Annotated in this window: 4 protein-coding genes; 3 read left to right on the forward strand and 1 reads right to left on the reverse strand. The window is 40.9% G+C overall.

The window, feature by feature from the left end:
* Nucleotides 1–340: 340 nt before the first annotated feature.
* Complete coding sequence (locus DKG80_RS10465; protein WP_109831286.1) at nucleotides 341–610, reverse strand: hypothetical protein; 270 nt, start codon at nucleotides 608–610, stop codon at nucleotides 341–343.
* Nucleotides 611–956: 346 nt separating this feature from the next.
* Here DKG80_RS10465 and DKG80_RS10470 point away from each other — a divergent pair, with 346 nt between their 5' ends.
* The 3 genes from DKG80_RS10470 to DKG80_RS10480 all read left to right on the forward strand — a co-directional run.
* Nucleotides 957–2813, forward strand: a complete 1857-nt coding sequence (locus DKG80_RS10470) for a sulfatase-like hydrolase/transferase (protein ID WP_109831287.1) — start codon at nucleotides 957–959, stop codon at nucleotides 2811–2813.
* 171 nt (nucleotides 2814–2984) lie between these two features.
* On the forward strand, nucleotides 2985–3899 hold the full coding sequence (locus DKG80_RS10475; protein ID WP_221409107.1) for a glycoside hydrolase family 16 protein: 915 nt from the start codon (nucleotides 2985–2987) through the stop codon (nucleotides 3897–3899).
* Between the two features lie 486 nt (nucleotides 3900–4385).
* The coding region (locus DKG80_RS10480) for a hypothetical protein (protein WP_162555814.1) at nucleotides 4386–6232 on the forward strand (1847 nt) is incomplete at its 3' end.

Here is a 6232-nt window from a genome sequence, read left to right on the forward strand (position 1 = left end):
TGTAAACTATGCAGCGAAAGTTCAATAGCAATTGATCAAAGAGTTTTACAGGGAGAGACTAAGCATCATTGCAGTGAATGATTATAACCTAGCATAGCGATTTGAGTTGAAGTTTTCTAAACTTGGAATAAATTTTCTAATGAATAAAGCGGCATTAAAGCAAGTGACAATGTTGCTCACTTGATCCGCAGAGAAGAATTCAGTAAAGGTGTATATGATAATAAATGGAATGGGGTAAAATGAAAATAGCGATCTGGAAGTTGCTAGCTATCCAAACCACTATTCTCTATCGTAGCAATTTTATAAAGTAGATACGTCACTGAGATTGCACATCAACCATTTATGCAATTTTCAAATTAGTTCTTTCGTCAGGACATCCCGTGTTAGTTTTTTCACCACTTTGACACGGACATAGATCGTAAAGATTAATGATCCCGTCACCATCGATATCCCCGAACCTATCAAGCTTTGTATTTGATTGAGTCTTTTGAACATCAATAGTTTGGCTCGTAGTACTCACTTCTTTTTTAGAAGCTTTCTCCTCGCACTTAGCAATATAACCAACAAAAGAAAAAACTGACATCAAAACAACTAATCTAACAACTCTCATGACTCCCTGACTTTAAAATTTCACTACTAACTTTTCTCAACTACTAGCTGACTCGCTAGCTTATTTTTACATTACTTTTCCAAAGGTAGGAGAGCAACTATCCAGATTTTTTGATAAAAGTTGAGCGGTGAAACAAACGAGATAAAAGGTGAAAAATAGATGTTCAGTGGTTTTTGGTTAAAGTTCATTTCTAGCATAGATTAGAGATGAACTTCCTGATCCAAAGGATACTGGGTATCTTCGAAATTGTAATTACCACTCGATAGACAGATTAATCCCAATTCGCTATCGATATAAAACTATCGGACAACATCAGATTAGAGTAAAAAGAGGAAATACATAAGAAATGATAAGACTGAAACTAATACTAGTAATTATCGCGTGCTTCGTAGCAAGCAAAAGCGTCACAGCTCAAGAAAAACAGCCGAATGTCCTATGGATACTAACCGATGATCACAGATACGACGCCATTCGAGCATTCAACAAAATGTTGACAGGTGAAGAAATGAGTCCATTAGGTTACGTAGAGTCTCCACAAACCGATAAGCTAGCCAGTATGGGTACTACCTTCATCAATAGCTACTGTCAAGCGATGGGCTGTGCACCATCCAGAGCATCGATGCATAGTGGAAGATATCCGTTCAGATCAGGTATTTACGAATTCGAATACCACAATAACAATACAGACAACTCATACCCCTACCTTCCAGAGCAGATGGAGAAGTTAGGGTATCAAACGGCGCACTTTGGTAAACTCGGTGTCCGTATCAAGACGATTAAAAATGATAAAGCAGTCTCACACAAGATTTACCAAACAGATGTGAGCTTCAAAATTTTGGCTAACGAGGGAATGGCTGAGCATGGAGTACAGTTTCCTATCAAGGAGGTCAATGGAACCAAACTATCCAAGACCATTTGGGGGCTAGAGTTTTTGAGAGACGAAGACGGTAGGTACTATTATATATCAGAGCTAGTAGAAAGAGAAGTACCAGGCTATGCAGGTACAGCTCAAGAAGCCTATGATAAGTTTGATTTGATGCGAAAGCATACACATAAGAAGAAAGAAACACCATTTAGCTCAGGGATTTTAGCAGGAGTCAGCCCACGTCCAGCAGGTAAAACCAGAGACGGCTATTACACCTCTACCTTCAAAGATTACCTAGAGAATGAAAACAAAAACTTCGCAGTCGGTAGCAAGACCTTCAGAGGAGTAGACCCTTCCAAGCCCGTTTTTGCACATATAGGGTATGACTTTCCTCACACACCAGTATTGCCACCAGCAGACTATAGAGAGCGATTTTCTAAGAAAAAATACAAAGTGCCAGAATTGACCCCTGAAGAATGGGAAAAGATGCCAGCACAGATGAAGAGACAAGTGAACAATGCCAAGTCACAAGAATTTCCAGATTGGGAAAAGCAAAAGATGATTCAGGACTACTATGCATTCTGTGCCTATGGAGACGCCCTAGTTGGAGAATCAGTAGACGCATTCATAGAATATAGCGAAAAGCACAGCCAAGAGTGGACCGTAGTATTTGTATGTGGTGACCACGGCTGGAAACTCAACGACCATGGAGCATACTCCAAGTTTACCCCTTGGGATATCGATAGTCACAACCCGATCATCGTAGTGTCATCAGACAAAGAGAAGTACCCAGCAGGTAAAGTCGTGACCAACTATACAGAGTTTGTAGATATTGCCCCCACCATATTAGCTGAAGCAGGTGCAGACCTCAAAAGCAAAGAATTCAAGTACCTAGACGGAATGAATATGGCAAAAACCATCTCAGGAGATGCTCCGATCAGAGACTATGTCATCGGAGAGAGCCATGCAGTGACAGGCCCAAGAGCATATATTCGTACCAAAGACTACGTATTCTCAATGCAAACCAGACCCTCCAACAAGAAGAGAGGAGAGAACTTCAACTGGGCACTGAAAGTACCATATGAAGAAACCGATCCAGCACTATATGATTTGACAAATGATCCGGGCGAAACAACAAACTTGGCATTCGATGACAAATACACTGAGGTAGTCAAAAAAATGCAAAAGAAATTGACAGATATAGTACTAGGTGATGGCAGAGCCGAGATCATGTGGAGTCACGACAATATTGGAACTAAAGGAAACCAAACGAATACCGATTTCAAATACAATAAACGATATGCCAAAGGAGCACATGATTATAAACTAGAACTTTAATCGCAGAGTGAGCGATAACCTATTGACTAGGTGTTGTTTCCAAAGCTAAAGAGGCAAGGTTCTTATTTAACCTAACCTAACCCTAACCCTAACTCTCCTAACCTAACCTTTAGATTAGCCATGAAATAATGAATGATGATAAGCGTAAATAAGCAGAATAACATGCTAAGAATGATTTTCGGCTTCATTTTGATCATCGGCTTGATGAACTGTACCTCAGACGATAGAGAAACGGCCGATGATATAGATCAAAAAGAAAAAGCCGACCCCAAAAAGGGAACAGAAGAAAAAGAGTCGGAAGAACAATCAGTACCCATAGTCCCTGATGTAGAAGCAGAAGCCATCAACAAAGAAGGATATGAGTTGGTATTCAACGAAAGTTTTGAAGAAGACTTATCCTCATGGACCGAATGGAATGGAGGCGCATTTAACAATGAAATTCAGCTCTATCAATCAGAGCAGTTGATCATAGAAGGCGGATTATTAACTATCAACACAAAGCGTCAAGCCGTCACAGGTGACGCCACACCATGGGATGATACCCAGAAATCATTTGAATATCTATCAGGAAGGATAGAATCTAAGACATTCTTTGGTCCAAGTGACGCAGAAGGAGAGCAGACTTACATTGTTTCCACCCGTATGAAATTACCAACAGGACATGGCATGTGGCCTGCTTTCTGGATGTACGCAGACCCTTGGCCGACACTAGGAGAACTGGATATACTAGAAGCCAGAGGAGGATCAGGTAAGCAGTTTCAATTCAACATGTTCTACGGCAAAGAAGCCAATAAAACTATTGCCCAAAACAGTAAGAAGACCTATTCGGGAGAAGTAGATTTAAGACAAGACTTTCACGTTTACGAACTGATCTGGACAGAGACTCAGGTACAAGTAGCTTTAGATGGCCGTATAGTTATAACGGTAGATTCATCAGGCAACAATCTAGAAGACATATTTGGCAATCAACTGAGCATAGTGCTCAACACAGCCGTAGGCGGGGTATTTTTTACAGATAACAATAGTGAAAACTACGCCGATGAATCAAAACTCCAAGTAGACTGGGTAAGAGTCTACAAGAAGTAGATAAAATCAAGCTAGTTCTAGAAATTAAAAACAAACCTGATTCATTCGGGTTTTTTTGAGCCGATTTTGTACAAGAATTTTTCAGTTTGAATTTTTCTTGTACAAAAATCCATTTTGAAGTGTACAAGAAATGTTTGTACAAATTTTTTTCTTGTACACAATTTTCTTGTACAGATATCAAGTAGACTTTGTACAAGAGAAGTTTGTACAAAGAAATTTCTTGTACAGATCATTCTTGTACAAAAAACGTCTATCTACGAGCTAGTTAACTAGTATTGTTGTTGGTTTCAACTTAGTTGATAAAGTAATTTGATGTCAAATTTTTGGTTTATTCTCATATCAGAATAATTTTACAATCCTTGGAGAGAGAAGAGGTAGAGGTATTTGTCAAGAAATGACCATATGCTTTCTATCAAAACCAATCCAGAAGGAGAGTTATATTAGAATGACTTTTTAATTATCAATTAACTAAACCAATGGAGAGAAATGTCATATTTTGATTCAGCCGAGGAGCACGAATATGAATTAGAGGGACAAGAAAGTGATCACACCCCTGTAGCCTTCCTCTCCCCCGAAGATCGCCACCGACAAAGAGTGCTAGCCAGTCTAGCTGATAGAGATCCTTCCTTGCACTACTCCAGAGAAGAAGTCATGGCAGAGTTCCAAAGTATGCAGAAAAAAAAGACTGCACCCGCTCCACCCTCTACACCTAAAGTATCTTCGCTACCGTCACCTAAACCAACCAAAAAGCCATCTCCTCAACCGGTCAAAGCCAAGAAAAAACCAGACTTAAGCAGTAGAAGACAAGAAAGCTTCGACAAGCTTCAAGAAATCAACCGTCGAAAAAAAGCCAAAGAAGATTTCGAAAAAGGAATCATCAAATACTACAAAGGCGTCAAGACATCCTATCTAAAAGCTATAACCGTGCGTCGGGAAAAAGAACGCACCAGAACCAAATTCAAACATTTCGAAAGTAAAGTAGTACGAGAAGGACTCGGCTGGGGCTCCACAGCATTTGTCTCTGTCCTCAAAGAAGAATTCCCAAACATCTTATGGCTCGCCGAACCACAAAACTTCAACCAACCGTTGAGTGAGAGTGGTGAGAATGAAGAAAACACCACTAAAACATCAAGCAGTACTAATGATGGTGCTAATCCCCCTGCCACAGTAGCAAAGAAAGCTGAAACAACTACTGCGAAGACTACAGCTACAGCAACAACCAAGCTCCCCGAAGCCCCAAAAGAAAACGCAACACCCGTTACTACAGCCCCTGCAGTCAATGATAAAGCAGTTAATAAAGGTCAAAACCCTTCAAAGAAAGATAAAGAGGAAAAAGGCAAAGGCGGAGATAAGCTTAAAATAAACAAACCAGAATCTACAGAAGCCAAAGTAGACGCCACAAAAGCCAAAACCGACACACTTGCTAAAACCGGAGAAGAACTAGACACCAATTCCAAATCCGCCTATACCAAAGGACTATCCAAAGTAGGTAAGACCTCGCGTCAAGTACAAAAGACAGAAGGAGCAGCCAAAAAAGTAGCAGACGTTCAAAAAGCCGTAGTCCCTCCCAAAGAAGAAGCCTCCAGTAAAGCCAATGACCAAGCCATCACCAACGTAGAGAAGTCTCCAGAGCCTAAACTGGATGCTGACACTCCAAAACAAGACGTCTCTAAAAAAATGGCCGACAGTCTACCCACTACCAAGGAAGCTGTCAAACGTCTAAGTGAACACAACCCCGCCAAAGACTCCGTAGATGGGATGAATAAGCTCATCAAAAAGCAAACAGGAGACGTCAAAGGCAACTATCAAAAAATCAAAGACGCTCCTACCCCTGTCCACGAATCAGCCAAACAAGAGCTCCCAGGAGTAGAAGCCCCCTCAAAAGTACAAGCCCTGAACCTTGCTGAAGGAATGTTACCTCCAGTACCTTCAGTACAGTCAGACTTTACAGAATACAAGACCGCTGGAGATGACCTGATTAAAAACGAACTACAATCCCCAGAACTCCTCAAGGAATTTGAATCCTCCACTGCCGCACCGATGGTCGAAGCCCGCGCAGCCCGAGACGGAATCAAAGAAGACGTAGAGAAAGCTCCCAAAGAAGCCAAAGCCCTTGAACAAAAAGAAAAGAGTGCATTAGACAAAAGTCTACAATCCGAAGAGAAAGTAGCTGTGGACCAAATGGTCAGAGAACGCCAACAGCAACTCACGCGTGCCAATGACTCACAAAAAAAAGGGAAAGGCGATCAGGAAAAAGAACGCAAAAGAGTCAGTGACCGAATCAATGGCTTTTATACAGAAGCCAATAGCCAAGTACAAGTCAAGCTCAAAAC

This window comes from Reichenbachiella versicolor (assembly GCF_003171675.1).
GTDB classification, from domain to species: Bacteria; Bacteroidota; Bacteroidia; order Cytophagales; family Cyclobacteriaceae; genus Reichenbachiella; species Reichenbachiella versicolor.